Annotated in this window: 23 protein-coding genes and 1 pseudogene; 8 read left to right on the top strand and 16 right to left on the bottom strand. The window is 60.6% G+C overall.

Features of this window, described 5'->3' with window-relative positions:
* Positions 1-9: 9 nt before the first annotated feature.
* The 3 genes from IMCC20628_RS04135 to IMCC20628_RS04125 all read right to left on the bottom strand — a co-directional run bounded on the left by IMCC20628_RS04135 (position 10) and on the right by IMCC20628_RS04125 (position 2,266).
* Complete coding sequence (locus IMCC20628_RS04135) at positions 10-255, bottom strand: hypothetical protein (RefSeq protein ID WP_047029161.1); 246 nt, start codon at positions 253-255, stop codon at positions 10-12.
* A 116-nt stretch (positions 256-371) separates the two neighbouring features.
* Positions 372-851, bottom strand: coding sequence for a YetF domain-containing protein (locus IMCC20628_RS04130; protein WP_047029160.1), 480 nt, complete (start codon positions 849-851; stop codon positions 372-374).
* Positions 852-1,045: 194 nt separating this feature from the next.
* Positions 1,046-2,266 carry an alanine racemase gene (locus IMCC20628_RS04125; protein WP_047029159.1) on the bottom strand — a complete coding sequence of 407 codons (1,221 nt, stop codon included), beginning with the start codon at positions 2,264-2,266 and terminating at the stop codon, positions 1,046-1,048.
* A 141-nt stretch (positions 2,267-2,407) separates the two neighbouring features.
* Between IMCC20628_RS04125 and IMCC20628_RS04120 the strand changes: the two genes are divergently transcribed.
* Complete coding sequence (locus tag IMCC20628_RS04120; protein ID WP_047032241.1) at positions 2,408-3,319, top strand: DMT family transporter; 912 nt, start codon at positions 2,408-2,410, stop codon at positions 3,317-3,319.
* A gap of 39 nt (positions 3,320-3,358) precedes the next feature.
* Positions 3,359-4,624: an amidase gene (locus IMCC20628_RS04115; RefSeq protein ID WP_245307872.1), complete on the top strand. Its 1,266-nt coding sequence runs from the start codon at positions 3,359-3,361 to the stop codon at positions 4,622-4,624.
* 695 nt (positions 4,625-5,319) lie between these two features.
* On the opposite strand, the gene metF is transcribed toward IMCC20628_RS04115, so the two are convergent.
* From metF to IMCC20628_RS04100, 3 genes are all read right to left on the bottom strand, one after another.
* Positions 5,320-6,228, bottom strand: a complete 909-nt coding sequence (gene metF, locus IMCC20628_RS04110) for a methylenetetrahydrofolate reductase [NAD(P)H] (RefSeq protein ID WP_047029158.1) — start codon at positions 6,226-6,228, stop codon at positions 5,320-5,322.
* 1 nt (position 6,229) lies between these two features.
* Entirely contained in the window at positions 6,230-7,243 is a 1,014-nt protein-coding gene (locus tag IMCC20628_RS04105; RefSeq protein WP_047029157.1) for a metalloregulator ArsR/SmtB family transcription factor, read from the bottom strand.
* Between the two features lie 123 nt (positions 7,244-7,366).
* Positions 7,367-7,993: an MOSC domain-containing protein gene (locus tag IMCC20628_RS04100; RefSeq protein ID WP_047029156.1), complete on the bottom strand. Its 627-nt coding sequence runs from the start codon at positions 7,991-7,993 to the stop codon at positions 7,367-7,369.
* Positions 7,994-8,212: 219 nt separating this feature from the next.
* On the opposite strand from IMCC20628_RS04100, the gene IMCC20628_RS04095 reads away from it, so the two are divergent.
* A complete protein-coding gene (locus tag IMCC20628_RS04095) occupies positions 8,213-8,635 on the top strand; it encodes a hypothetical protein (protein WP_047029155.1) in 423 nt (140 codons plus the stop codon).
* 94 nt (positions 8,636-8,729) lie between these two features.
* Here IMCC20628_RS04095 and IMCC20628_RS04090 read toward each other — a convergent pair whose 3' ends face one another.
* The 6 genes from IMCC20628_RS04090 to IMCC20628_RS04060 form a co-directional block, all read right to left on the bottom strand.
* Positions 8,730-9,173 (bottom strand): DUF4399 domain-containing protein, encoded by a 444-nt coding sequence (locus IMCC20628_RS04090; protein WP_047029154.1) that lies wholly within the window; start codon positions 9,171-9,173, stop codon positions 8,730-8,732.
* A 138-nt stretch (positions 9,174-9,311) separates the two neighbouring features.
* Complete coding sequence (locus IMCC20628_RS04085) at positions 9,312-9,992, bottom strand: SDR family oxidoreductase (protein ID WP_047029153.1); 681 nt, start codon at positions 9,990-9,992, stop codon at positions 9,312-9,314.
* A gap of 259 nt (positions 9,993-10,251) precedes the next feature.
* Positions 10,252-10,500, bottom strand: a complete 249-nt coding sequence (locus IMCC20628_RS04075; protein ID WP_047029151.1) for a hypothetical protein — start codon at positions 10,498-10,500, stop codon at positions 10,252-10,254.
* Between the two features lie 113 nt (positions 10,501-10,613).
* Positions 10,614-12,263 (bottom strand): energy-dependent translational throttle protein EttA, encoded by a 1,650-nt coding sequence (ettA, locus tag IMCC20628_RS04070; protein WP_047029150.1) that lies wholly within the window; start codon positions 12,261-12,263, stop codon positions 10,614-10,616.
* A gap of 92 nt (positions 12,264-12,355) precedes the next feature.
* Positions 12,356-14,050, bottom strand: a complete 1,695-nt coding sequence (locus tag IMCC20628_RS04065) for a pentapeptide repeat-containing protein (protein ID WP_197078388.1) — start codon at positions 14,048-14,050, stop codon at positions 12,356-12,358.
* A 213-nt stretch (positions 14,051-14,263) separates the two neighbouring features.
* Positions 14,264-14,494 carry a hypothetical protein gene (locus IMCC20628_RS04060; protein ID WP_047032239.1) on the bottom strand — a complete coding sequence of 77 codons (231 nt, stop codon included), beginning with the start codon at positions 14,492-14,494 and terminating at the stop codon, positions 14,264-14,266.
* 229 nt (positions 14,495-14,723) lie between these two features.
* On the opposite strand from IMCC20628_RS04060, the gene IMCC20628_RS04055 reads away from it, so the two are divergent.
* From IMCC20628_RS04055 to IMCC20628_RS04040, 4 genes are all read left to right on the top strand, one after another.
* Positions 14,724-15,662 (top strand): alpha/beta hydrolase, encoded by a 939-nt coding sequence (locus tag IMCC20628_RS04055; RefSeq protein WP_047029148.1) that lies wholly within the window; start codon positions 14,724-14,726, stop codon positions 15,660-15,662.
* Between the two features lie 209 nt (positions 15,663-15,871).
* Entirely contained in the window at positions 15,872-17,095 is a 1,224-nt protein-coding gene (locus IMCC20628_RS04050) for a CaiB/BaiF CoA-transferase family protein (RefSeq protein WP_047029147.1), read from the top strand.
* A complete protein-coding gene (locus IMCC20628_RS04045) occupies positions 17,092-18,753 on the top strand; it encodes a thiamine pyrophosphate-binding protein (protein ID WP_047029146.1) in 1,662 nt (553 codons plus the stop codon). The genes IMCC20628_RS04050 and IMCC20628_RS04045 overlap by 4 nt, the downstream gene beginning before the upstream one ends.
* Positions 18,754-18,808: 55 nt before the next feature.
* The gene (locus IMCC20628_RS04040) at positions 18,809-19,201 is read left to right on the top strand and encodes a DUF393 domain-containing protein (protein WP_047029145.1); all 393 of its coding nucleotides are present in this window, start codon (positions 18,809-18,811) and stop codon (positions 19,199-19,201) included.
* Positions 19,202-19,238: 37 nt separating this feature from the next.
* Here the strand turns inward: IMCC20628_RS04040 and IMCC20628_RS04035 are convergent, their stop codons facing one another.
* From IMCC20628_RS04035 to IMCC20628_RS04025, 3 genes and pseudogenes are all read right to left on the bottom strand, one after another.
* On the bottom strand, positions 19,239-19,967 hold the full coding sequence (locus IMCC20628_RS04035; protein ID WP_197078387.1) for an LssY C-terminal domain-containing protein: 729 nt from the start codon (positions 19,965-19,967) through the stop codon (positions 19,239-19,241).
* A 97-nt stretch (positions 19,968-20,064) separates the two neighbouring features.
* Complete coding sequence (locus IMCC20628_RS04030) at positions 20,065-20,403, bottom strand: TIGR01244 family sulfur transferase (protein WP_047029143.1); 339 nt, start codon at positions 20,401-20,403, stop codon at positions 20,065-20,067.
* Positions 20,404-20,569: 166 nt separating this feature from the next.
* Positions 20,570-20,737, bottom strand: a pseudogene (locus IMCC20628_RS04025) ((2Fe-2S)-binding protein); the annotation flags it as partial.
* Between the two features lie 193 nt (positions 20,738-20,930).
* Between IMCC20628_RS04025 and IMCC20628_RS04020 the strand changes: the two are divergent.
* The gene (locus IMCC20628_RS04020) at positions 20,931-22,604 is read left to right on the top strand and encodes an iron ABC transporter permease (protein ID WP_047029142.1); all 1,674 of its coding nucleotides are present in this window, start codon (positions 20,931-20,933) and stop codon (positions 22,602-22,604) included.
* A 38-nt stretch (positions 22,605-22,642) separates the two neighbouring features.
* On the opposite strand, the gene IMCC20628_RS04015 is transcribed toward IMCC20628_RS04020, so the two are convergent.
* Positions 22,643-23,887, bottom strand: coding sequence for a cation:proton antiporter (locus IMCC20628_RS04015; protein ID WP_047029141.1), 1,245 nt, complete (start codon positions 23,885-23,887; stop codon positions 22,643-22,645).
* Positions 23,888-24,126 lie beyond the last annotated feature (239 nt).

Raw genomic sequence — 24,126 nt, 5'->3', positions numbered from 1 at the left:
GCAAGTCACTCACAGCTTGTCGAAATCGTCCTTGTCGGTGGGCATCAGCATCACCGCGGTGGCCATCACCGCAAAACCGAAGGTGATGCCGAACGACACCATCAGGATGAACACGGCCGCAACCCGGCTTGAAGAGCCCCAGATCAGATCGCCAAAGCCGTTGATGTTAAAATAGACCACCCCGGCAGCCACCAGCCAGCCGATCAGCACACCAAGAGCGGTGTTCAGAAGTACGAAGCGGATCAGTTTCGGCATGTCATGATCTCCTGGCCAGCCTGGAGACTGGACTTGAGCAGCGACAATAGCGCGAAACAGACAAACGAGCCGCGTGACAGATGCGCGCGGTGCTATATGTGGGAACGAGCCCCGTGTCAGACGGCTTTGAAGACGTTCAGCGAGCCATCGGTCTCCAGCACCACCGAATGCAGATCCGACATCTCTGCCAGGCCATTGGCGTGCAACGCTGCAAGAATCTCTTCTTTCGACACCCGCTCGGCGCGCAGCGCCTTGTCCTGATAGGCGCCGCGATGCACCAGCAGCGTCGGATTGCTCTTGATCAGCGTCTCGAATGTCCGCGAGCGCACCGACAGCCAGGTGATGCCGAACTGCAGCACAATCAGCAGTGCCAGCCCGACAATGCCTTCAGCCAGCGGCACCGATTTGGTGATGATGATCGAGGACAGCATCGACCCCAGGCAGATGGTGACAATGAAATCAAAGGCATTGAATTTGCTCAATGTCCGCTTGCCGGAGGTCCGCAGCATCACGATAAGCGCCGCATAGGCCAGAACCCCGGTGATCAGAATCCGGCCAATACCGGCCCAGTCGTCAAAAAATATCGGATTTTCCATAATTGCCTTCCAGATCAATTTTAGCTCTGCAAAGCCGTCATCACGATGACCGGGAACCCTGCCCCGATCCACCCATGCCGGCACCGGTCAACCCCTGACCCACCGCATTGGTTCCCTCGCACCTGTCCGCCGCCTGACACGGCAGCAGGAACCGAGAAGTCCGGTGGCTCCTATTGCCGCGCCCGCCAGTCCCCTCAATCCGCCATCGTCTCCAGGCTGGCAAAACCATCGGGTGCGCCTTCGCCGCCAAACGGTGTCGTCACCTCGACGAAATCATCGGGATAAAATCCGTTGAAGCGGGTTCTGAGCGACAGCGAATAGGCACCGATATGGCCGATTTCGATCCAGTCTCCGGTGTCGACAGTTTCAGGCAGCCAGAACGGCCGCGACAGGATGTCGACGGAATCACATGTCGCGCCGCAAACCTTGAACGGCACAACGTTTTCGGGTTTGCCCTTGCGGATGCGCCGTGCCGGATCGGGGATGAACCGCGCCGGAAGGGTGATCTTGCCGGTCCAGCTGTCCGACAGCGAGGCCCAGATGCCGTCATTGATGTAGAGGCGCTTTCCCTTGCGCAGCAGCACCCGCACGATCAGCGAGAATGCACGCGCCACCACCACACGGCCTGGCTCGGCCACCAGCGGCATGTCGTCGAACGCCCATTCGGTGATGTTGGAGCGAAGCTCGCCCATCAGCTCCTCAAGCGGCGGCATCGGCTTGACCTTGCGGTTGGGATTGTGGCCATAGACAGCAGGAAAGCCGCCGCCAACATCGAGCCCGACCAGCGGCACACCCGCGCGGTTGCGCACCCAGTCGGCTGACTTGAGCGCCAGTTCGTAGGATTCGGCCTCCTCCACCTGGCTGCCGACGTGGAAGCACAGCCCTACCTTGAAGCCTATCTTGTGGAGCCGCTGCACCAGTTCCACCGCATGGCCGGGTGCTGCGCCGAATTTCTTCGACAGCTCATACATCGCGTGGCCCTTGGTCTGCAGCCGCACGAAAATGCTGATCGAGCCCGGATCGAGATCGAGCGCCCGGACGATCCTGAGCACCTTGGCGATTTCGTCCTCATGGTCGAGCGACATCACCCTGATGCCGTATTTTTCCAGCGCCAGGCGGATATCCGACTGCGCCTTGACCGGGTGCATGTAAAGCATCTCGGCGGTCTTCGACGCGGCGCGCACCGCCTTGAACTCGCCCGGTGACGCCACATCGAAGATCTTGACGCCGGCTTCCACAAGCGTCTTGAGAACCATCGGCTCGCCATTGGTCTTCACCGCATAGGCCGTGTCGCCCGGAAACAGCGCCATGAACTGGCGTGCGTCCTGCTTGAGAACCTCGGGACGGAAACAGTAAAGCGGATGGTCCGGCCTGAGCTCGAGTGCGGCGTCGGTACCGGTGGCGAATCGTTGCATATGTGTCTCCAGATTGGTTCGCGACACTATCAACAGGCCGGACTCCCGGCAAATGACACTGTTTTTAAAGCCGGGCTGATTTCGGGTGGTACCAGCTTTGTGCCTGTGGCATGCAGCGCCACCTGCTGCAAGGAAGTTCCAATGCCCCACACAGCCAATCGTTCCATGGATCTCGCCACATGGGGCCTGCTCGTCCTGCTTGGCTTCATCTGGGGCGGGTCGTTCTTCTTTGGCCGCATCGCCGTACAGCATGTGCCGCCGATGACGCTGGTGCTGTTTCGGGTCGGTCTCGCAGCAATTGCACTGCATCTGGCTTTTGGCCGCGTGCCTGGCTTCTATCAGACATTGTCCAACCGCTGGCGCGAATTGCTGATCATGGGCCTGATCAACAACGCCATTCCCTTTACCCTGATCTTCCTCGGCCAGACCGAGATCGGCTCGGGCCTGGCGTCGATTCTCAATGCCACAACGCCGGTTTGGGCGGTCCTGGTGGCGCAGGTCCTGACAACGGACGAAAAAATCACTCCCGCCAAGCTGATCGGCTGCGGCCTTGGGCTTGCCGGCATGGTTCTGCTCATCGGCCCCTCGGCGCTGGGGCTTACCGACAGTCCGCTATGGGCCATGCTCGCCGTGGTCGGAGCTGCCGTCTCCTATGGCTTTGCCGCCACCTTCGGCAAGCGCTTCAAGGGCGTCTCACCGCGGATCACCGCCACAGGGCAATTGACCGCTTCGAGCCTGATCATGCTGCCCTTGGCGCTTGTCGTTGATCAGCCCTGGACCCTGCCGGTGCCGCCTATCAACGTGATGGCCGCCATCCTGGCGCTAGCCCTGGTCTCCACCGCCTTCGCCTATATCGTCTTCTTCCGGATTTTAAGTGTCGCCGGCGCCACCTCCGCCTCGCTGGTGACGCTTCTGGTTCCGCCGGCTGCTATCCTGCTCGGCATCCTGTTTCTTGGCGAAACCCTGTCGCTCACCGAAGCGCTTGGTCTCGGCCTGATTGCACTGGGGCTATTGTCACTGGACAATCGGCTGGCCATAAAGCGTTCACGATAGGCTTTGCCGCGACAGGCCATTTGAGGGGGAGACGCAGCCATGAGCGAAACTCGCATGATTAGCCTTACGGCGTTGATCAGGGCGCGCAACGAAGGCAAGGCCAACCCGGACCTGATGGTGGCGCTCAGCCGTGACGCCATTGCCCGCAAGGACCCTGACATCAAGGCATTCGCCCATGTCGCCGCGGCCTCGGCCATCGAGAAGGATGGTCCGTTGGCCGGCATCGCCATCGGCATCAAGGATATTTTCGACACGTTTGATCAGCCAACATCCTATGGCTCTCCCGCCTATGAGGGGCACCGCCCCCGCGTTGATGCGGCGATTGTCGATCTCGCCCGCAGGCGCGGCGCCACAATCATCGGCAAGACTGCGACCACCGAATTTGCTTTCCTCCAGCCCACGGTGACGGTCAATCCGCACAATCCGGCACACACACCCGGCGGCTCGTCCTCCGGATCCGCAGCCGCCGTCGCCGCCGGCATGATTCCCGCAGCAATCGGCACCCAGACCGGCGGTTCAGTGGTGCGACCGGCAGCCTTTTGCGGCATCGCCGGCTACAAGCCGAGCTTCCGCTTGCTGCCAACCACCGGCATGAAGCACTTTGCCCCCTCGCTTGATACCGTGGGGCTATTTGCAGCCGGCGTCGAGGATGTGGCGCTGCTGGCGGCCCTGCTGACCGGCCGCGATCTCGCACACCGCGCCGATGAGCCGCTGATCGATCCGGCCAAAATCCGTGTCGGGCTCTATCAATGCGCGCTGATCGAGGGCGCCGACCCGGCGATGCGCGCGGCATTGACCAAGGCGGCTGACATGGCGGCCAATGCCGGCTTTGATGTCGGCGATATCGGCGAACCCGAAGCCCTGGCTCAGGCCCGCAACGCCCACACCACCATTCAGGGCTATGAGGCCGGCCTTGCTTGCGGGCCGGATCTAGCCCGTTTTGCCGACATGTTGAGCCCGCGCCTGCTCCACACCCTCACTGAAGGTCAGGCGATTACACCACAAGCCTATGACGCGGCGCGCAAGCTTTCCAAACGCGGCCGCACAACGACAACAGCCCTGTTTGGGCAAGTCGACATCCTGCTCACACCCTCCGCGCCGGGTGCTGCGCCTCTGGGCCTGGAAACGACGGGCGATCCACGCTTCAACAAACTCTGGACTTTGATGGGGACGCCGACCGTCAACATACCCGGCTTCAAGGATGAAAACGGCATGCCGCTCGGCATCCAGGCGGTTGCCCGTTTTGGCCAGGACAAAATGCTTCTGGCCGTCGCAACAATGCTCGAGCAGGTGTTCAAGAGCTGAACTCAAATGCATCTCGCGTTCAAAGGATATATTTGAACGATAACGCACATGCATCAGTTCAAAAAGATACAGCGTTCTTTGCCCATCCACGTGGATGCGTAGCGTTGTAACGTCTGCGACGATTTGAGCGCCACAATTGCTGCAATGATTCCCGCCATTTGGCCGAATCTTCCTTCGTTCATCGGCCATTCCAGCATTTTGCTGTCTTCTGAAAGCGATATCTTTCCGTGAGCACCATTTCCACCTTGCCAACCTCGATCTGCAATTCAGACCAAGGCCAAAATGCGGCGACGGGCACCCGGGGAACAAAGGCGGCATCCTGATTGCGCAGCGGTATTTGAGTGTTTCTTAACAGAAAATGAACAGGCGAATAATCACGTATTTTCAATATGTTAAATGGTCATATTAGGCGAAAAGTCTGCTTTTGGGTTGCACTGCAACAACGATTTTGCTTTCCACCGGGCCAAAGCCATGACTATCATTTGACTGCTAACGCGATGGAGGACCACCATGGGATTTACGCAATCGCTCAATGCCCTTGTGATCTGTGCAGCGTTCATATTTGTGGGTGCAATGCTTTTCATTTAGTCATGAGGGCATCAACAAGAGCCAAAGTTTAAAGACGGGAGCGTTTCGGCGCTCCCGTTTCGTTTGTCAGCCAGTGTTTCTCGAAATAGCCGGAAATCGGCGGTTTTCTACGCTGCTGCACCCACGGCTTCAGCGCCGCGCAATCCCAACATATGGCAGATCGCATAAACCAGCTGGGCGCGGTTCATCGTGTAGAAATGGAAATCATCAATACCGCGCTCAACCAGATCGTTAACCTGTTCGGCAGCCATCGCCGCAGCCACCAGCGACCGGGTCTCGGGATCTTTTTCGAGCCCGTCAAACCGCCGCGCCAGCCAATCGGGTATCGACGCACCGCAGAGTTTCGAGAACCGCGCCACCTGTCCGAAATTGTGGATTGGCAGGATACCGGGCACGATCGGAATATAGATCCCGGCACGGCGCACCCGCTCGACGTAACGCTCATAGGTGTCATTGTCGAAAAAGAACTGGGTGATCGCCCGCGTGGCGCCAGCATCGACCTTGCGCTTGAGCATGTCGATATCGGTGGCAAAGTCCGGGCTTTCCGGATGCCTCTCGGGATAGGCAGAGACAGAAACCTCGAAATCGGCAATGCCGCGCAGGCCCGCCACAAGTTCCGCGCCATTGGCGTAGCCTTGCGGATGCGGCTGATAGGCAGCACCGACGCCTTCAGGCGGATCGCCCCTCAGCGCCACGAAGTGATTGACGCCAACGGCCTGGAACTCGCGCGCCACGGCATCAACCGAGGCCTTGTCGGAGCCGACGCAGGTCAGATGCGCCGCCGGTGCAAGCGCGGTTTCCTGGCACATCCGGGTGATCGTGTTCATCGTCGGCTGCTTGGTCGAGCCGCCTGCACCATAGGTCACCGAGACGAAATCCGGTTGAAACGTAGCCAGTTTGGTGATGCTGTCCCAGAGTTGGCTCTCCATGTCACCATTCTTGGGCGGGAAGAACTCGAACGACACCTTGATCCGGTCGGAGGCATCTTGTGCGCTGGCGCGGGGGGAGATGGACATATCAGGCTGTTCCTAAACTTGGAGAGGTCACGTCTGAGGCAATGAGAAGACGCGGATCGCGCGCCAGCCAGATGGTGACTGTCAGGGTCCGGGCATTGCCGGACTCCGGCGGCAGATCAACTATTTTCTCGACAGTCAATCCCGATTGCCTGAGCCAGTCCGCCACCTGCTCCTGACTGAAGCCAAGCCGTGCATGGGCATGTTCAAGCCGAAGGTCCTCGTGGTCATGCGGCGCGAAATCCACCACCACCAACCGGCCACCGGGCCGGAGCATGCGGGCCGCTTCCGTAAGCGCCGGCAAAGGATCATGCAGAAAATGCAGGACCTGGTGAATGGTCACCACGTCAAAGCTCTCGCGCTCAAGCGGCAGATTGGAAATGTCGCCCTGACGCACGGAGGCATGGGTAATGCCGGCATCATCAAGCTGGGCGCGGGCAATCGACAGCATGCTGCGGCTCGAATCAATTCCAATGGCGCGACGATAGCGATCGGCCAGAAGCTCGAGCATGCGGCCGGTTCCAGTACCAAGATCGAGCAACCCGTCAAACGGTGTCCGGCCAATTAGCCTGAGCACCTCTGCTTCCACGGTCTCGTCGGCGGCATGCATGCTTCGCAGGTCGTTCCAGCTCTCGGCGTTGGCGGCGAAATAGGCTTCCGCCCGACTGGCGCGCGATTGCTTGACCGTTGCGAGACGTTCGGCGTCCCGCGCCAGATGCGCGTCTGAAGACGAGGTGGCGGCAAGTGCGTGCTGCATCAGCTTGGCCCGCACGCCGTCGCGCGTCAGCCGGAAATAGGCCCAGGCGCCCTCCTGGTAGCGCTCGACCAGCCCGGCCTCGCCCAACAGCTTGAGATGACGCGAGATCCGCGGCTGCGACTGGCCCAGCACCTCGGTCATTTCACTGACGGTCAGGTCGCCATGGCTCAACAGCGCGATCAGCCGCAACCGCGTCGGCTCGCCAGCGGCTTTGAGCACTTCGACGCATTCGTCGAGTGTAAGGGGGGACAAGGACAGCATTCACAACCTCAAAAATGATATAAAGATATGTTTATGTCATTCCTGGGCGCAAGGCAAGCAACAATGTCGCTGCCGTCCAACTTATTGTCGCATTACATCGCCTCGAAGGATCGTTGGAACCAGTCAGCCCGCGGGATAAATCCACTGTTCCCAGACATGGGCGGTCACGGTTTCGCCCTTGCCGATCACGCCGGGCTTTTCCACCCAGGCGACGACGCCGCGGCGGCGCTTGGCTGCCTTGACGAAGGAAAGCGCCACTGACGTCTCGTCCATATCGGGAAAATTCTTCGCAATCGCAGCACCGGCGTAACGGCAGGGCCCGTTGTCTCCGTCGATTCGCAGCGTCACGCCGCCCTCGAAAAACAATTGCGTGCGCGGCGGCAGCATCGACAGCATCGGTATGCCTGCGATCACCAGATTGGCGCCGATCCAGCCCGCTTCGATCCGGTCGATGCCCATCCGCGCAGCGGCAATTGCAAGCTCATCCGCCGCCACGATCGACAATTGCCGCTCATTGCGCATCTCCGTGCCACGCGGGTACCAGGGCTCGCGGCTGCCGGATTTGCGCGTCAGGCCGGCATGAAAATCGCCGTTGATCCCGTCATATCCCATCTCGAGTGCGGCCACATCCTCGGTAAGGAAATCACCGCCGAGAGCTGCCAGCACCGCCGACACCTGCCCCTTGATCCGGCGCGCCGGAAATATCTCGGGCAAAACGGGGCCTTCGGCGGGAAACATCGGCAAGGTCATCAGTCGCTCCAGAAATGACTAAACACGACCAACACATACCGGACATGCCGCTGATGGGCCAATCAAAATGCGTGAACAGGCAAGACCAGAGAGCGCGGGGACTGCTGGGTCAGACCACCTGTCCCGGGCACCCTGACCGGCGGTCGCAATTCACCTTGCCGCAAGAATATGCTAGAATTGAAGTTCGGGGAGCTGAAGCCACGATCAGGGAGATCATCGATGATGTTTATCCACAGACCCGTTAAGCCATTTTGCCTGGCCCTCGCCCTCACCATGAGCCATCCGGCAGCAACGTTTGCCGCCGACCTGTCCTGCAACGGCCTGCTCGAAACCGGGCAGACCATGATCTGCTCCGGCTTCGAGCCCAACTGGGCGCTGGAGCTGATCTGTGATGGCGGCATGAGTTCCAATTTCATTGACGCCTTTTCCGGTGACGACATCCAGACCACGCCGGGAAGCATCACTTTCGCGACCGAAAACCCCTGGCAGCTCGAGACCAGTCATCCGGTCACCGGCAGCATCGCCTACACGCCGGGCGGCTGCACCGACGAGAGCGACGCGGTGCGCGATTTCACCTTCACGCCCACCGGGGCACCCGGCCTGCCCGGGCCGTTCTTTCCATTCTGCTGCCGGATGAGATGATCCGGCACTGCGCTTTTCTGCGCCTTTTCAAGCCAGCCCAAAGCTTTGGGCTGACAGAGTGTGGACCCGGCACAAGCCGGGCGACCTGATCCATCTACTCGACAGTGATGGTGATCTGATCTGAGACGACAGGCGGATTGTGCGGAATGTGATCCTTGTCTGCGAGGACCATCTGCAGCGTATGGCTGCCGGGCGCGAGCTCAAGTGTCGTTTCGGTCTGCCCCTTGCCAAAATGGATGTGGTTCTCATCGGCAGGGATATTGGCATCAAGCTCGTCTGCACCATCCGGGCCTTCACCCAGCAGCGGGCGGTCGACGAAGAGATGGTGATGTCCGGTGTTGTCCATCTCGGTTCCGGCTGGAGCGACTTCCATGCCCTCGATGCCAAACTTGACCATGAGCGGGCTTTTGACAATGTCGCCATCAGCGAGACCGTCAAAGAACACTTTGGCGCCCGGCGCCGAAGGGGTTTCACCAGCTCCAGCCGATCCCGCCGCCAGAACCAGCGAAAGACCCATCGCTACAAAAAGTTGTCTCATGACTTCCCTCCTCGGATTGCGGCCACCGCACCGTGTGGCGGCCGTCACCGGAAGGATGCCACAAAACGGCCCATGCAGCGATTGAAAAGCGTCCTGAACGGAACCAAAGAGAAGCAGCTTCCCCGGTCAGGTGGCGCCTCACCAATCGAGCGAGGAGCCGTCCCAGTTGTAGAATTGCCCCGTGCCCTCAAGCGTCAGGCCCTCAGCGATTTTGAGAATCCCCGCGGCACTGGTGACCACATCTATGTCAGCCGCCTGCCCGCCCATGTCGGTCCGCACCCAGCCAGGGTGCAGCATCGCCACCGCAATGCCCATCGGTTCGAGATCGGTTGCCAGCCCCTGCATCACCTTGTTGACTGCCGCCTTCGAGGCCCGGTAGGCGATCCGGTCAGACTTGGCATGCGACAGGCTGCCCATCACCGACGAGACGGTGAGAATACGCGGATTGGCACTGCGCTTGAGATGCGGCAGAAAGGCCTGGCTCACCGCCAGCGGCGCCAGCGTGTTGACCGCAAGCGTCATGGCAAAGCCGTCAAAATCCATATCCAGCGTCGATTGCCGCGCGGGCCCGATGCTGCCGGCATTGTTGATCAGGATATCGATGGGTTCCGAGACACTGGCCGCAGCCGCCCGCACCGCCGCGTGGTCGGTGACATCAAACTTGAGATCATGAAATTTTGGATGCTCGCAGATGTGCGCGTCGGGATCGGCGACGACAGTCCGCGCCGAGCCATAGACCGTCCAGCCCTTGGCCAACGCCTGATTGGCGAGTTCAAGCCCGATGCCGCGATTGGTTCCGGTGATGAGGGTTGTGGTCAACGATAAATCTCCCTGCGGTGGCCTATCTCGATGACCACAACGGTCATCAGCCCCCCTGATATCTGCACGATAAGCCGCAGGTCTCCGACGCGGAACCGCCAAAGCTCCACACTCTTTCCCTGCAATCGGTTGGCAAGTTCGCGAGGATCGGGATGGCCCACAACCCGCTCATTGAGAAACTTCAAAACCCGGTTGCGATCCGCCGGACTGAGTTTTGAGAGTTGCTTCCGCGCTGATTTGGTAAACGAGACCGCCCAGGTCATTCGGCTGCGTGCAGCGGATTTCCGTTCTCGTCCGAGCCGTCACTGAATTCCGCAACAATGTCGGCCAGAGGGATACGTCCGCCATCATCATTGGCGATCGCTGCCTCGCCGATTGCCAGGTCTTCGAGATCCTCGACCCGATCCTTGATCGCGCGCAAAGCCAGATCTTCCTTGCTTATGCCAAGGTCTTTGGCAAAGCGGTCAAGCAGTTGTTCGAGGTCTTTCGGCAGGTCGAGGGTGATCATCGCAGCATTCCTTTACGCCAATTGTACTGCGCACGGCAATGCAATTCAACTCCGCCAAAACCAGGCCAGTCAAGGCCTGGTTGATCATTGGCGCATCAGAAACCGGCAGGCTTCTACCGCTTCAGCGGCTTGTAGGTCACCCGCTTCGGATTGACCGAGTCCGCACCGAGGCGGCGGATCTTGTCCTGCTCGTAATCCTCGAAGTTGCCTTCGAACCATTCGACATGGCTGTCGCCTTCAAAGGCGAGAATGTGGGTGGCCAACCGGTCGAGGAACATGCGGTCATGCGAGATGATGACGGCGCAACCGGCGAAGTTTTCCAGCGCATCTTCAAGCGCACCGAGCGTTTCGGTGTCGAGATCGTTGGTCGGCTCATCGAGCAGCAGCACGTTGCCGCCGGATTTCAGCAACTTGGCCAGATGCACCCGGTTGCGCTGACCGCCGGACAGCGTGCCGACCTTCTGCTGCTGATCGCCGCCCTTGAAGTTGAAGGTCGAGCAATAGGCGCGGGAGTTCATCTCGTGCCGGCCGAGCTTGATGATGTCGTTGCCGTCGGAAATCTCTTCCCAGACGCTCTTGTTGCCATCCAGTGAATCGCGGCTCTGGTCGACATAGGAGAGCTGAACCGTTTCGCCGATCGTGATGGTGCCGGAATCAGGCTCTTCCTGGCCGGTGATCATCCTAAACAGTGTGGTCTTGCCGGCGCCGTTGGGGCCGATGACACCGACAATGCCGCCGGGCGGCAGCTTGAAGGTCAGATCGTCAATCAGCAGCCGGTCGCCATAGGCCTTGGAAATGCCTTCCGCGTCGATCACCTGGTGGCCGAGCCGCTCACCGGTCGGAATGATGATCTGGGCGTTGCTGGGACTGCGGTCATTGGCGGCCTTGACCAGTTCATCATAGGCGCGGATACGCGCCTTGGATTTGGCCTGCCGGGCTTTCGGCGACGAAGCAATCCAGTCCTGCTCGCTGCTGAGCGCCTTCTGCCGGGCGGCGTCCTCGCGGCCTTCCTGTTTCATGCGCTTGCGCTTGGCTTCCAGATAAGCGGTGTAGTTGCCCTCGTAGGGGATGCCCTTGCCGCGGTCGAGTTCCAGAATCCAGCCGGTCACATTGTCAAGGAAGTAGCGGTCATGGGTAATCATGATCACGGCGCCGGGATATTCCCGCAAATGCTTCTCGAGCCAGGCGATGCTTTCGGCGTCGAGATGGTTGGTCGGCTCGTCGAGCAGCAGCAGATCAGGCTGGCGCAGAAGCAACGCGCACAGCGCAACGCGGCGCATTTCACCACCCGACAGGCTTTCCACGCTGGCTTCAGGCGGTGGGCAGCGCAACGCTTCCATCGCCATTTCCACCTGGCTGTCGAGATCCCACAGGTTCTGCGCGTCGATGACATCCTGGAGCTGCGCGCCTTCATCGGCGGTCTCGTCGGAATAGTTCATCATCAACTCGTTGTAGCGATCAAGGATCGCCTGCTTCTCGGCCACGCCTTCCATGACGTTTTCAAGCACCGTCTTGGACGGATCGAGCTTCGGTTCCTGCGGCAGGTAACCGAGTGTCGCGCCCTCGGCCAGCCAAGCCTCACCGGTGAACTCGCTGTCGAGCCCGGCCATGACCTTGAGAACCGTCGATTTACCGGCGCCGTTGGGACCAAGAATACCGATCTTGGCATCCGGGTAGAATGACAGATGGACGTTTTCGAGGACCTTCTTGGTGCCAAAGGACTTGTTGAGCCCCGCCATGTGATAGATGAACTGCCGTGCCACGATGCGCTCCAGACATGATTTGGATTGTTGTCCGCTGTCTATGCGAATTGGAGCGCGAGGGCAATGATGGCGCGCCAAACCTGCCAAAATGATCAGTCGGACGTTTGCTCAACCCGGCTGATGCGCCAGGCCTGAATTCCGACATAGGCACTTTCAGGCACTTGAACGGTCATTTCGTTATGAAGCGGGTGGTCGGCGACCTCTCCTGCCGAGATGGGCGTCAGCTGCCAGCGTTCGGCCACGAAGGTTCCTGGCGCGGCGGCTTGCTTGAGCTTTTCAAGAAAAGTCTGGTCAAACACGATCGCGCCTTCCAACTCCATCGACAAAAGGCTGGCGCCCTCGAAATTGCTTTCAATGATTATGGCGTTGCGAAAACTCGACGCGGCAATCGACGCACCGGTGAAGTCGGCCATTGCAACCACTGCGCCATCAAACAACGGCGCAATCGCTTGGATGCGAGCGAAAGCAGTGTTGTAAATGATGCTGTTTCTAAAACTCACCCCGGTCATACGGGTCGGAAGATAGTCGAAACCGTCCGCGCTGAAAGGCTCGGCCACCTCATCCGCCGGAAGTGACGAGAAATTCGTGCCGCGCACAACTGCGTTTTCAATTCGCGCCAGGTCAAGCTGCGCCGCGCCGAACTGGCTCCCGACCATCCGGGTCCAGGAAAAATCAGCATATGCCAGCCGTGCATGCCGCATTGAGAGCCCGCCGGCCAGCTCGCGGCGGAATTCGGCGAAGGAAAAATCCGCGCCCAAAAATGTCAGCGCCTCGGTATCGAGAATGGAGTTGGCTGACATCATCGTCAGAAGATCGCCGCGCTCCGGGCTGACCGGCCGGTCGACCAGCCGCTTGGTGTCGGTGCGCACCTGTTGTTGACTGTCGAACTCCGATGGATCGGCCAACGCGTCGCGCCGCTGGGCAAGCGCAGTGACGATCAGGCCTTCAGCGTCGCGTGGGTTTGCATTGGATGGCGCCAGGTAACGATAGGGCCGCGCCACCAGGCTTGCCGCGATGATGCGCCCGCGCGTGGAACTGCTGAGATTGAAGAGACCAAAGTTCTCGATATTGCCGCCACCATCGAGAAATGTCTGCCGTTCGGCTCCGATCAACGCACCGATTTCCACCACTTCCGGTCCGATCTGGGCGCTGCGTTCAGCTTCCGCCAACTGGATCTGGGTGTCGATCAACGCATTCTGAATATCAATACGCTGGTTCTGCTCCGTCAGCAGACCCGATTGCGCCCTTAACAACTTGTTCTGCTCGAACAGCAGCGCAGAACCCGCCAGCGCCGCCATTGCTGCAATCAGGCCGGTGATCGAGGCGATCAGCCAGCGCCGGGTCGAAACCCAGGCGTAACGTGCCAGCACGATCTCGGCAAAATCCCGCGCAGCATTTGTGGCTTCCTCGACCTTCTGACCGGCCGCAAAGCGCGCCACATCGGCCAGCGGCCCGGCAAATCTTGTGACTTCGATCTCGGTCCTTTGGAACAAACAGCGCCACAGCGGCTGGCGGAACACAAACACCAAAGACAACACGACGGTGACAAACAAGAGCGCCCCGAGCACGATCCCGAGGACAACCGAGCCGTGTTCGGAGAGAAAGCCCGGCATGAAAATCGCCGCTGGAATGCCGCAGGCAACACCAAGTACAAACACGATCATCGCCGATCCGCCATGAAAGCGGCGTCCCTGCGAGGCCCCGCCGGTCATCGCCGTTGACCGTCTCCGGTCATCGCCAGACGCTGCGCCCTGTTCCCCGCCGTCAATCGGATCTTCGGTTTCCAATCGGGTTGTCCCAAAATGTCCGGACGGCAGATCCACCGTCACACCCTGCTCAGGCGGAAACATTAGTCGTTACGGGACAAAAGGAAACCCTTCAGATGCCTGGCCGCCGATGTTGCCGTTCGCGGGTCATCTGTCAGCAAAAGACGAAGAGAGCTCCGAAAGGCCCCTCCGCGTCAGCGTCAAGGACAAGGCTCAGTCGCAGCCAAATCCGGCTCAGGCCGAGAAAGTGACGGCCACGCCCTTCTTGCGGAAATAGGACTGCATGATCTTGCGGCCCTGACGGTTGGACTGCGCCAGCTTGCCGGGTTCGAACTCGGCTTCCTTGACGCCTTCGCGCGCCATGGTGGCCTTGAGCGCGGCAATATGGATGTCAAGCTCTTCATTGTCGTTCTTGATCGACGTGTAGATATTGTCGATGGCTTGGGTCAGGGTCAGATCGCTCACGCTGTGCACTCCATGGCTTGTTGCCCCTCAACTAGCGATTTTTCCAGCAAGGGCAACCCGCCGATTTTAGGGCAGCCGATGAAGCGACACTCCGAAAGCACGTTATCATCCGGTGATTTCGCCAAAATAGGCTCGAAACTTGCCGGCACTCCCCGTTGCTGATGGCTTCATCTGGTGATCGCTCCTCACCCCCTCTTGATTTCCATGCCCCGGCCATGGCCAATGCTGCATGAGCAATTTCTCACCCTTTACCGTTTCGAGCCCGACCGGCGCGGAGCTTGCTGTAAGGCACATGCCAGCCGAGGGTCAGCCCCGTGGCGTGGTGCAGATCAACCACGGCCTGGCCGAACACGCGGCGCGCTACCAGCGCTTTGCCAAGTTCCTGGCTGAGCGCGGTTTTCATGTCTATGTCCATGACCACCGCGGCCATGGCGCCACCCGTGCGCCCGATGCCATCCCCGGCGCCTTTGCAGCCAAGGATGGGGCTGAGAAGGCGATTGCCGATGTCGCCGCCATTCACGCGCTGATTGGAAAACGCCATCCCGGCTTGCCGGTCGTCACCTTCGGCCATTCAATGGGCGGTCTGGTGGCGTTGAATTTCGCCGAACGGCACCCCGATGCCAGCGCCGCGCTTGCAGTATGGAATTCCAATTTCAACGCCGGGCTCGCCGGACGCGCCGGCCAGGGCTTCCTGGCCATCGAAGCATTCTTCAAGGGCTCCGACACCCCAAGCGCGATTTTGCCCAAACTCACCTTTCAGGCCTGGGCCAATGCCATGCCGGACCGGCGTACCGATTTCGACTGGCTCAGCCATGATGCGGCGGAAGTCGATCTCTATGTCGCCGATCCGCTCTGCGGTTGGGACGCCACTGTCAGCATGTGGCGGGACGTGTTTGACCTGATCTACACAGGCGGCTCCGAAGCAAGGCTGGTGCAATTGCCCAAGGACTTGCCGGTCCATCTGACCGGCGGCGCGGAGGACCCGGCGACAGACAAGGGCGCGGCGATCACATGGCTTGCCGGCCAGATGCGCAAGGTCGGACTTACCAACGTCACACTGCAAATCCTGCCCAAGACCCGGCACGAAACACTAAACGAAATCAACCGCGACCAGTCGATGGCCGATTTCGCCACCTGGCTTGACAATGCCCTGCCCGGCCCGGTCTGAACACAGTCGAACCAGGACCACCCAGAGCCCCGTGAACCGGCCCGCATTGCCGCGCTAAAACGTCTCAGTTGCGCGCGTGACAGGCTCCACAGAAACCTGCTAACAAACAGTCACTAACCGGAGGGCTGGTCCTATTTTCGATCTTTTCACGTGCGATAACCTCGGCACATTCTTGAAGCTGACCTCACGGGCAGCGGCGAGCGCATCCGATGTCTGATTCCAAGACCGCAGCCCCTTCAGACGCAGCGCCCGCGCCGCTTGCCGGCGTCCGCGTCATTGAACTGGCACGCATTCTGGCCGGTCCCTGGGCCGGACAGCTGCTCGCCGATCTCGGCGCCGACGTGATCAAGATCGAACACCCCGAAGGCGGTGACGACACCCGTCGCTGGGGCCCTCCCTTTGTCACCGGTGCAGATGGCGAGAACCTGTCCGCCGCCTATTACCACTCCGCCAACCGCGGCAAGCGCTCGATCACACTCGACATCGCCAGCTCCGAGGGAGCTCAGACCGCCCGCGACCTGATCGCCACTGCCGATGTGGTGCTCGAAAACTTCAAGGTCGGCGGGTTGAAGAAATACGGTCTCGATTATGACAGCCTGAAAGCTGCCAATCCGAAACTCGTCTATTTGTCAATTACCGGCTTCGGCCAGACCGGACCCTATGCGCCGCGCGCCGGCTATGATTTCATCATCCAGGCCATGGCCGGCATGATGTCGATCACCGGTGAACCCGGCCGCGAGCCGCAAAAGGCCGGCGTCGCCATTTCCGATATTTTCACCGGGCTCTATTCGGTGATCGCCATTCAGGCGGCGCTGCGCCACGCCGAGAAGACCGGCGAAGGCCAGATGATCGATATGGCGCTGTTTGACACCCAGGCCGGAGTCCTCGGCAATCAGAACCTCAACTATCTGGTCTCGGGTGTCGCTCCGGTCCAGATGGGCAACGCCCACATGAACATCGCCCCTTACGAGGTGTTCCCGGTCGCTGACGGCCACATCATCATCGCCGTCGGCAATGACGGACAGTTCCAGCGTTTCTGCAAGCTGTTGGGCGCCACCAAACTCGGCGCCGATCCGGAGTTCCAGACCAACCCGTCCCGCGTTGCCCACCGCGTGCGGCTGCGTACCGAGATCATTGCCCAGATGAGCACATGGACCAAGGTCGATATGCTAAAAGCCTGCGAGGCCAATGCCGTGCCAGCCGGGCCAATCAACAATATCGCCGAGATGTTCGACGACCCGCAGGCCATCGCGCGCGGGCTGCGGATGGATCTGACCGATCAGGCCGGAACCGAGATTCCTTCGGTGCGCGCGCCGATCATTCTTCCGGCCTCACCGCTTCACTATGACCGGCCAAGCCCTCGTCTGGGCGAACACACCGATGAGGTGCTGGCCGAACTTGAATCCATCAAATCCAAAGGACCACGCCCATGAAGACCGGTGGCCAACTCATTGTCGACTCGCTGAAAGCCAATGGCGTTCGCCAACTCTATTGCGTGCCTGGCGAGAGCTACCTTGCCGTGCTCGACGCGCTGATCGATTCCGACATCGGCGTCACCGTTTGCCGCCAGGAAGGCGGCGCCGCAATGATGGCCGATGCCTGGGGCAAGCTTACCGGCGAACCCGGCATCTGCTTCGTCACCCGCGCCCCCGGCGCCACCAATGCATCTGCCGGCCTGCATGTGGCGCGGCAGGATTCCACCCCGATGATCCTGTTCATCGGCCAGGTGCAGCGCGACGCCCGCGAACGCGAAGCCTTCCAGGAAGTCGAATACCGCCGGGCATTTACCGAATTTGCCAAATGGGTCGGCGAGATCGATGATCCGGCGCGGATCCCGGAATTCATCACCCGCGCCTTTGCCATCGCCACCTCCGGTCGTCCCGGCCCGGTGGTGCTGTCGCTGCCCGAGGACATGCTGCGCCAGATGGTCGAAAATCCCGTCGTGCCGCAACGATACACCAAGGTGGCCACCCGCCCCGGCGCCGTTGAACTGGGCGAACTGGAAGACCGGTTGGCAAGCGCCGAGCGTCCGGTGATGATCCTGGGCGGTTCCGGCTGGACCGAAAAAGCGGTCCACGAAGTCCAGGAATTCGCCAGCCGCGCCAGCGTTCCGGTCGGCGTCTCGCTCCGCCGCCAGATGCTGTTTGATCATCTTCACCCGGCCTATGCCGGCGATGTCGGCATCGGCATCAACCCCGCGCTGGCTGACGAGATCAAGAATTCCGACCTGGTGATCCTCCTCGGTGGCCGGTTCTCGGAAATGCCTTCATCGGGCTACACGCTGATGGACACCCCCTACCCCAAGCAACCGCTGGTCCATGTCCACGCCGATTCCTCCGAACTCGGCCGTGTCTACAAGCCGACAGTCGCCATCAATGCCGACCCGGCCTCTTTTGCCGCCAGCCTGCTGACCATCGGCAACGCGGTGCCTGCGAGCCGCGCCGCGCGCGTCAAGGCCATGCACGATTCCTACCTCGCCTGGTCAACGCCGCCCGAAACCGGTCCCGGCCCGGTACAGATGGGACCGATCGTCAACTGGCTGGAGGAAAACCTGCCCGAAGACGCGATCATGACCAATGGCGCCGGCAATTACGCCACCTGGGTCCACCGCTTCCATCGCTTCCGCGGCTTCGCCACCCAGGCGGCCCCCACATCCGGCACCATGGGCTATGGCGTCCCCGGCGCAGTTGGTGCCCAACAGGCGTTTCCGGACCGGCTGGTGGTCTGTTTTGCCGGCGACGGCTGCTTCCTGATGCACGGCCAGGAATTCGCCACCATGGTACGCCACCAGTTGCCGATCATCACCGTGGTGGTCAACAATGGCATCTACGGCACCATCCGCATGCATCAGGAGCGTGACTATCCCGGCCGTATCAGCGCCACGACACTGACCAATCCGGATTTCGCTGCCTATGCCCGTGCCTTCGGCGGCCATGGCGAAACCGTGGAGACAACAGCGGATTTCGCACCGGCCTTCGAGCGCGCCCGCGCCTCCGGCCTGCCTGCGATCATCGAGGTCAAGCTCGATCCCGAGGCCATCACCCCGACGCGGACAATGTCGCAGATCGCAGGCACCGGTGTGAAAAAATAGCCGCTGGCGCCCCCGTTGCCTTGTCGCGGCGTCCGACAACGCCAGATGGTTGGCTATGATGACCTCACAGCCAACCACCCAACTCTGCGTCTGGTATGATGGCGACTGCCCGGTCTGCCGACAGGAAGTGGCGCTTTATCACCATATCGACCGGCAGCAGCGGATCGCCTGGATAGACATCGTTGCCCTTACCGACAGCGAGCTGCCTTCGGACAAGAGCCGCGCCGATCTGCTCGGCAGGTTTCATGCGCGGGAGGCCAATGGCCCCTGGCACATAGGCGTCGATGCCTTTGCGGCGATCTGGGAGCAAATCCCGGTTCTCAGACGCCTTGCCTTGCTGTTCCGTACCCCCGGCATCCGGCAACTGGCCGAACTTTTCTATCGCGGATTTCTCAAATGGCAACGGCGGCACCGCGCCCGGCGCAACAATCAAATCGGCCTTATTTGAACCGGCTGCAGAACCTGTCCGCTCGCGGTTGATCAGCTCACTTTTGCGCGCGCAACACCCCGGCCCAGAGATCACCGTCGGTGGTCCATGGATCGCCACCGCCATTAAAACCGGTGCGCAGCTCATGAAAACCGGCCACCATTTCATGGTCCGACAACTGGCCGGTCTGCATCAAATCGGTTTTCAGCCGGTCGCGTTCATGGTCGACATCGGGTGCAATATGATGCGTCAGTTGCCCGGTTTCGTGGGAGATGCCGATGCCCCGGTCAAACGATGCCGCGCCGACATAGACACCAGGCTTCTGTGTCCCTTCATCCTCAGCAAGCAACCACAGCCGCACATGGTGCCGCGTGTCCGGATCAGGCCCGGCCGGTTTTTCAAATGCCAGATCCTCGCTTCGCCCGAACAGAAACAGCCGGCTGACGGGCGCGGTGACATAGGCGCGGTCGAGAATGATATCGGCGGCAATGTCCAAATCGCTTTTAAATCCGAGCGGATCAGGAGCAAACCAGCCGGCCGCTGCCATAGCGGATTTTATCGCCGCTTCGTCGCCGACCAGCGCCACATTGATCGGGTCACCGGCATGGTGATCCCGGGTCTCGGTCAAACGCGGCACACCGTCGGAAGGCTGGAAGAGTGGTTCGGACAGATAATCCCAGCCCAGTGGAACGAGAACGTAGGCCAGCACCGTGTAGATCAACGCCAGCGCGGCGATGGCAGCGAACATCCGCCGGGAATGTCGGGTTCTGCTTCGTCTGGTTGGCACGGCTGAACCATCCTTGCGGGTTTGGAGATCCTCATCGCAATTCATGCGCCATGCCCCGGCGCTTGTCCACAAATGGCGCCAGCGGTCCGGCCAGCGCTCAGCCGCGCATGTGTTCCGTATGCTGGTAGATCGCGGTCGAGCGAGCGCCGGAGCGGCAATAGCCGAGCATCGGAGTGGGCAATTCCTCGACAGCATCGAGCATTTCGCGCACCGCTTCGGCGGTCACGCCGGTAGGGCCCACCGGGATATGGCGGATTTCGAGACCAAGCGCTTCGGCTGCCTGCTTGATGCTGGCAAAACTCGGCTGATCGGCAGCCTCGCCATCGGGACGGTGGCACACGATCGATTTGAATCCGGCTGCCTTGATGGCGGCAAGGTCCTCTACGGAAATCTGGCCGGCAACGGAATAGGTGGGGGTAACGGGGCGAAGGTCCATGAAACGGTCTGCCTTTGAAGTGAGGCGCGCAAGCCTCGGGCGCGCCAGTATCCGGGATGCGTCCCTGACTTAAGCATTGGCTGCGATGCCGTCAATCCGGACGAACGATCGCTTCGGCAGATTCGCTCGGCGCGTCTTCAGGTCGCACCCGCGCGGGCACCTCGGCTATGATCTCGACAACATCGGGAAAACAGCCGCAGCAGCGGCCGCGCATCCGCATCGCGTGATAGACGGTGGAAGGCACGATCAGCCGCCAGGAATCGTCCGCAAGGAGCTGTTCCACGGCCTTTTCGATCTCGTGTCGAAACAGTATGTTGCACTGGCAAACAATCATGCGTGGTCCTGGACGCCTGCGTGGATGATGTGCGCCGCCGGTTGACGCTAAAACCTGTATGAATTACTCAACAATCATTGGTCGAGGCAAGTTCCGCTGTCAATTCCCTGAGGTCGGGGCATGCGAAACACCCCGACCGTGGCAAGGCTTGTCTAACCCGGGATCAAGCCAGACGTAAAGGATAAGCCGGCCAGTGGGCGAACGCGCACTCAAGACAGCAGCCTGGATTGTCTCCCTGCTTTGCCTCGCGCCAATTGTCGCGGTGGCTTTCGCGGCGGCGTCGGGCACATTTGACACCTGGAACAGCCTGATGGCGACGGTGCTGCCGCGCTATGCGCTGACCACGGTGCAACTGGTTGCCATCGTCGGCGTCGGCACGGCCGTTGTCGGCACCTCTACCGCCTGGTTGGTGACAACCTGCAGCTTCCCATTCCGCCGCACGTTCGAGATCGTTCTGGCGCTGCCGCTCGCCTTCCCTGCCTATGTGTTGGCCTATGCCTATACAGACCTGCTCGATCATCCCGGCGCGGTGCAAACAGCGCTCAGGGAAATCACTGGCTGGGGACCGCAGGATTACTGGTTCCCGGAAGTCCGTTCGCTCGGCGGAGCCGCAGCGATGTTGATTTTCGTACTCTACCCCTATGTCTATCTGCTGGCCCGCGCCGCCTTCCTCAAGCAGTCGCCAACGGCCTATTTCGCTGCCCGTACCTTGGGGCACACACCGTGGTCCGCCTTCTGGCGGGTAAGCCTGCCGATGGCGCGCCCGGCCATTGCCGGCGGCGTGCTGTTGGCACTGATGGAAACCATCGCCGATTTCGGCACTGTGGCGCATTTCGGCGTGCAGACCTTCGCCACAGGAATCTACAGCGCCTGGTTTTCCATGGGCGACCGCATGGCGGCCTCGCAACTTGCCATGTGCCTGCTCGTTGTGGCGCTGGCATTCGCACTGCTCGAACGCGCCGAGCGCGGCGCCGCAAAACGCTTTCCCGCAGGCTCGCGCGTTGAAACCATGGAGCGGCATAACCTGGGCGGCTGGCGCGCCGCTGCGGCTTTTACAGCCTGCGTTCTGCCTGTCGCCATCGGCTTTGCCATTCCGCTGGTGGTTCTGGCAGACATGGCGATTGGCGCCGGTAAATCACCGTTTTCACCACGCTATCTCGGTTATGTGCAAAACTCGCTGACGCTGGCATCAATCACCGCGGCTGTGACTGTCGTATGCGCCGTCATCATCGGTTTTTGTGCCCGCATCGCGCCGAGCCTGGCGTCGCGCTTTTCCGCAACTGCGGCAGGCATTGGCTATGCCGTGCCTGGTGGAGTAATCGCGGTGGGACTGCTGGTGCCCTTTGCCGCACTCGACAACATGGTCGACGCCTGGGCGCGGACCAATTTCGACGTCTCCACCGGCCTGTTCTTCACCGGCTCCGTCGGGTTATTGGTGGTGGCCTATATGGTGCGCTTCATCGCTTCGGCGCTGGGCGCCTTCGACACCGGCATCTCGGCGATCAAGCCAAACATCGACGCCGCCGCCCGCACGCTTGGTCGCACCTCGGGCCGCATGCTCATCGAAGTTCATCTGCCTTTGCTCCGCCCCAGCCTGCTGACCGCATTGCTGATTGTCTTTGTCGATGTGATGAAGGAGCTGCCGGCGACGCTGATCATGCGGCCATTCAATTTCGACACGCTGGCTGTGCAGGCCTACCGGCTCGCCTCAGACGAACGCCTCAACCAGGCGGCCCTGCCCTCGCTGATGATTGTCGGCTTTGGCCTGCTGCCAGTCATTCTGCTGTGCCACACGATTGGCCGGTCAGGGCGCCCACAAAACCGGGTGATCCGCCCCCAGGCCGAAGCGCTGCTGCCCGCAGTCTGAGACACGCGCCGGCAAAGCAATTTCAGCGCTACCCGACTTCAATCCTCTTTCAACCGGTCCATCGCCCAGCCGACGGTGAAGCCGTGCAGGATAGTCGACATCAAGATGACAAGAGCGATAAGAGACCAGAGCTGGGCCTCGTTGGTGAACTCGATATGGCTCCCCGCATAGCACAGGTAGTAGATCGAGCCGATGCCGCGAACCCCATAGACTGAAACCACCGCTCTGCTGCGGTTGTCGAGGTCCGTTTTCGACAAAGCGATCCATCCCGATAGAGGGCGGATCACCAGTATCAGCAAGATGGCCACGACAAAATGTGTCCACGTCAAATCGGCAAACAGGACCGGCAGAACGCTGCCGAGCGCAATAAGCAGCAGCGCGGTCAGCGCATGTTCGATGGATTCCGAAAAATCGTGCAGCTGCCGATGGAAGTGATGCTCTGCCTTGATCCGCCGCAGGGTCAGCCCCAGAACCGCAACGGCGATGAAACCATAGCCTTCGATCAGCTCGGTCGAGCCATAACACAATAGCACGCCCGCCAGCGCGATGACCCCGGACCCGGTTTCAGCCAGAACCGCTCCTTTTGGCACCTTGAAAAGAATGAACCCCAACAGCCTGCCGCCGGCCCAGCCCATGCCGACCCCCAGAGCGATCCGGTAGACAATGTCGCGCAGGAACCAGTCGACAGCCCATATTCCGGGGTTGAGGCCTTCGGCAGCGACGATCAGCCCGAGATAGACGAAGGGAAATGCCAGCCCGTCGTTCAGACCCGCCTCTGTGGTCAAGGTGAAGCGAACCGGGTGTTCAGCGCCTTCATGCGGCGGTCCGACCTGAACATCGGCTGCCAGCACCGGATCCGTCGGCGCCAGCACCGCGCCAAGCAGTATGGCACCGGCCACCGTCAGCCCCGCAAGACCAACCCCCAGCAAGGCGACGGCCAGAATGGTCAGTGGCATCGCGATGCCGAGCATGCGCGTGGTCGGTGTCCAGCGTTTCCAGGGACGCAGACTGTCAATGCGCATGCCGGCACCGAAAAGAGCCACAATGACGGTCAGTTCGCTCACCAGTTCCCAGGGCAGCGGCACCTGACGTGGGTCCGGCAGCGTCGGCAATCCCGGCATCAGCAATGCGGCCCCGGCGCCGAACAGGATCATCAGCGGCGCTGATGCCGGTTCGCGTTTGGAAATCAGCCGTGGCAGCCACCGCGCAACGATCACGATCACGCCGATAACAGCCAGTGCGACGTGATAGGAGTTCAATCCGAAGAATGGTTCGTTCTGCAAAATTTTGTCCCGTACCGGAATATGACAATCATTGTCCTACAACGAATAACCGCGAACGACCAGTTGTCATAAACGCAGACGCCCGAACCGAAGACGGTAAGTGCGTGCCGCGCTGGAGCTTTTGCCACAGTCAGCTTTCGAAATTCTGCATTTTAAATCTTGAAGGCGCAGCTAACGGAAACTCTCCCAATTCGGATACTGGTTGCACAACAGTTTTGGCCAGAAACAGCTTTCATGCA

It is taken from the genome of Hoeflea sp. IMCC20628 (assembly GCF_001011155.1).
Lineage (GTDB): Bacteria > Pseudomonadota > Alphaproteobacteria > Rhizobiales > Rhizobiaceae > Hoeflea.
This window is presented reverse-complemented; position numbering and strand designations above follow the sequence as displayed.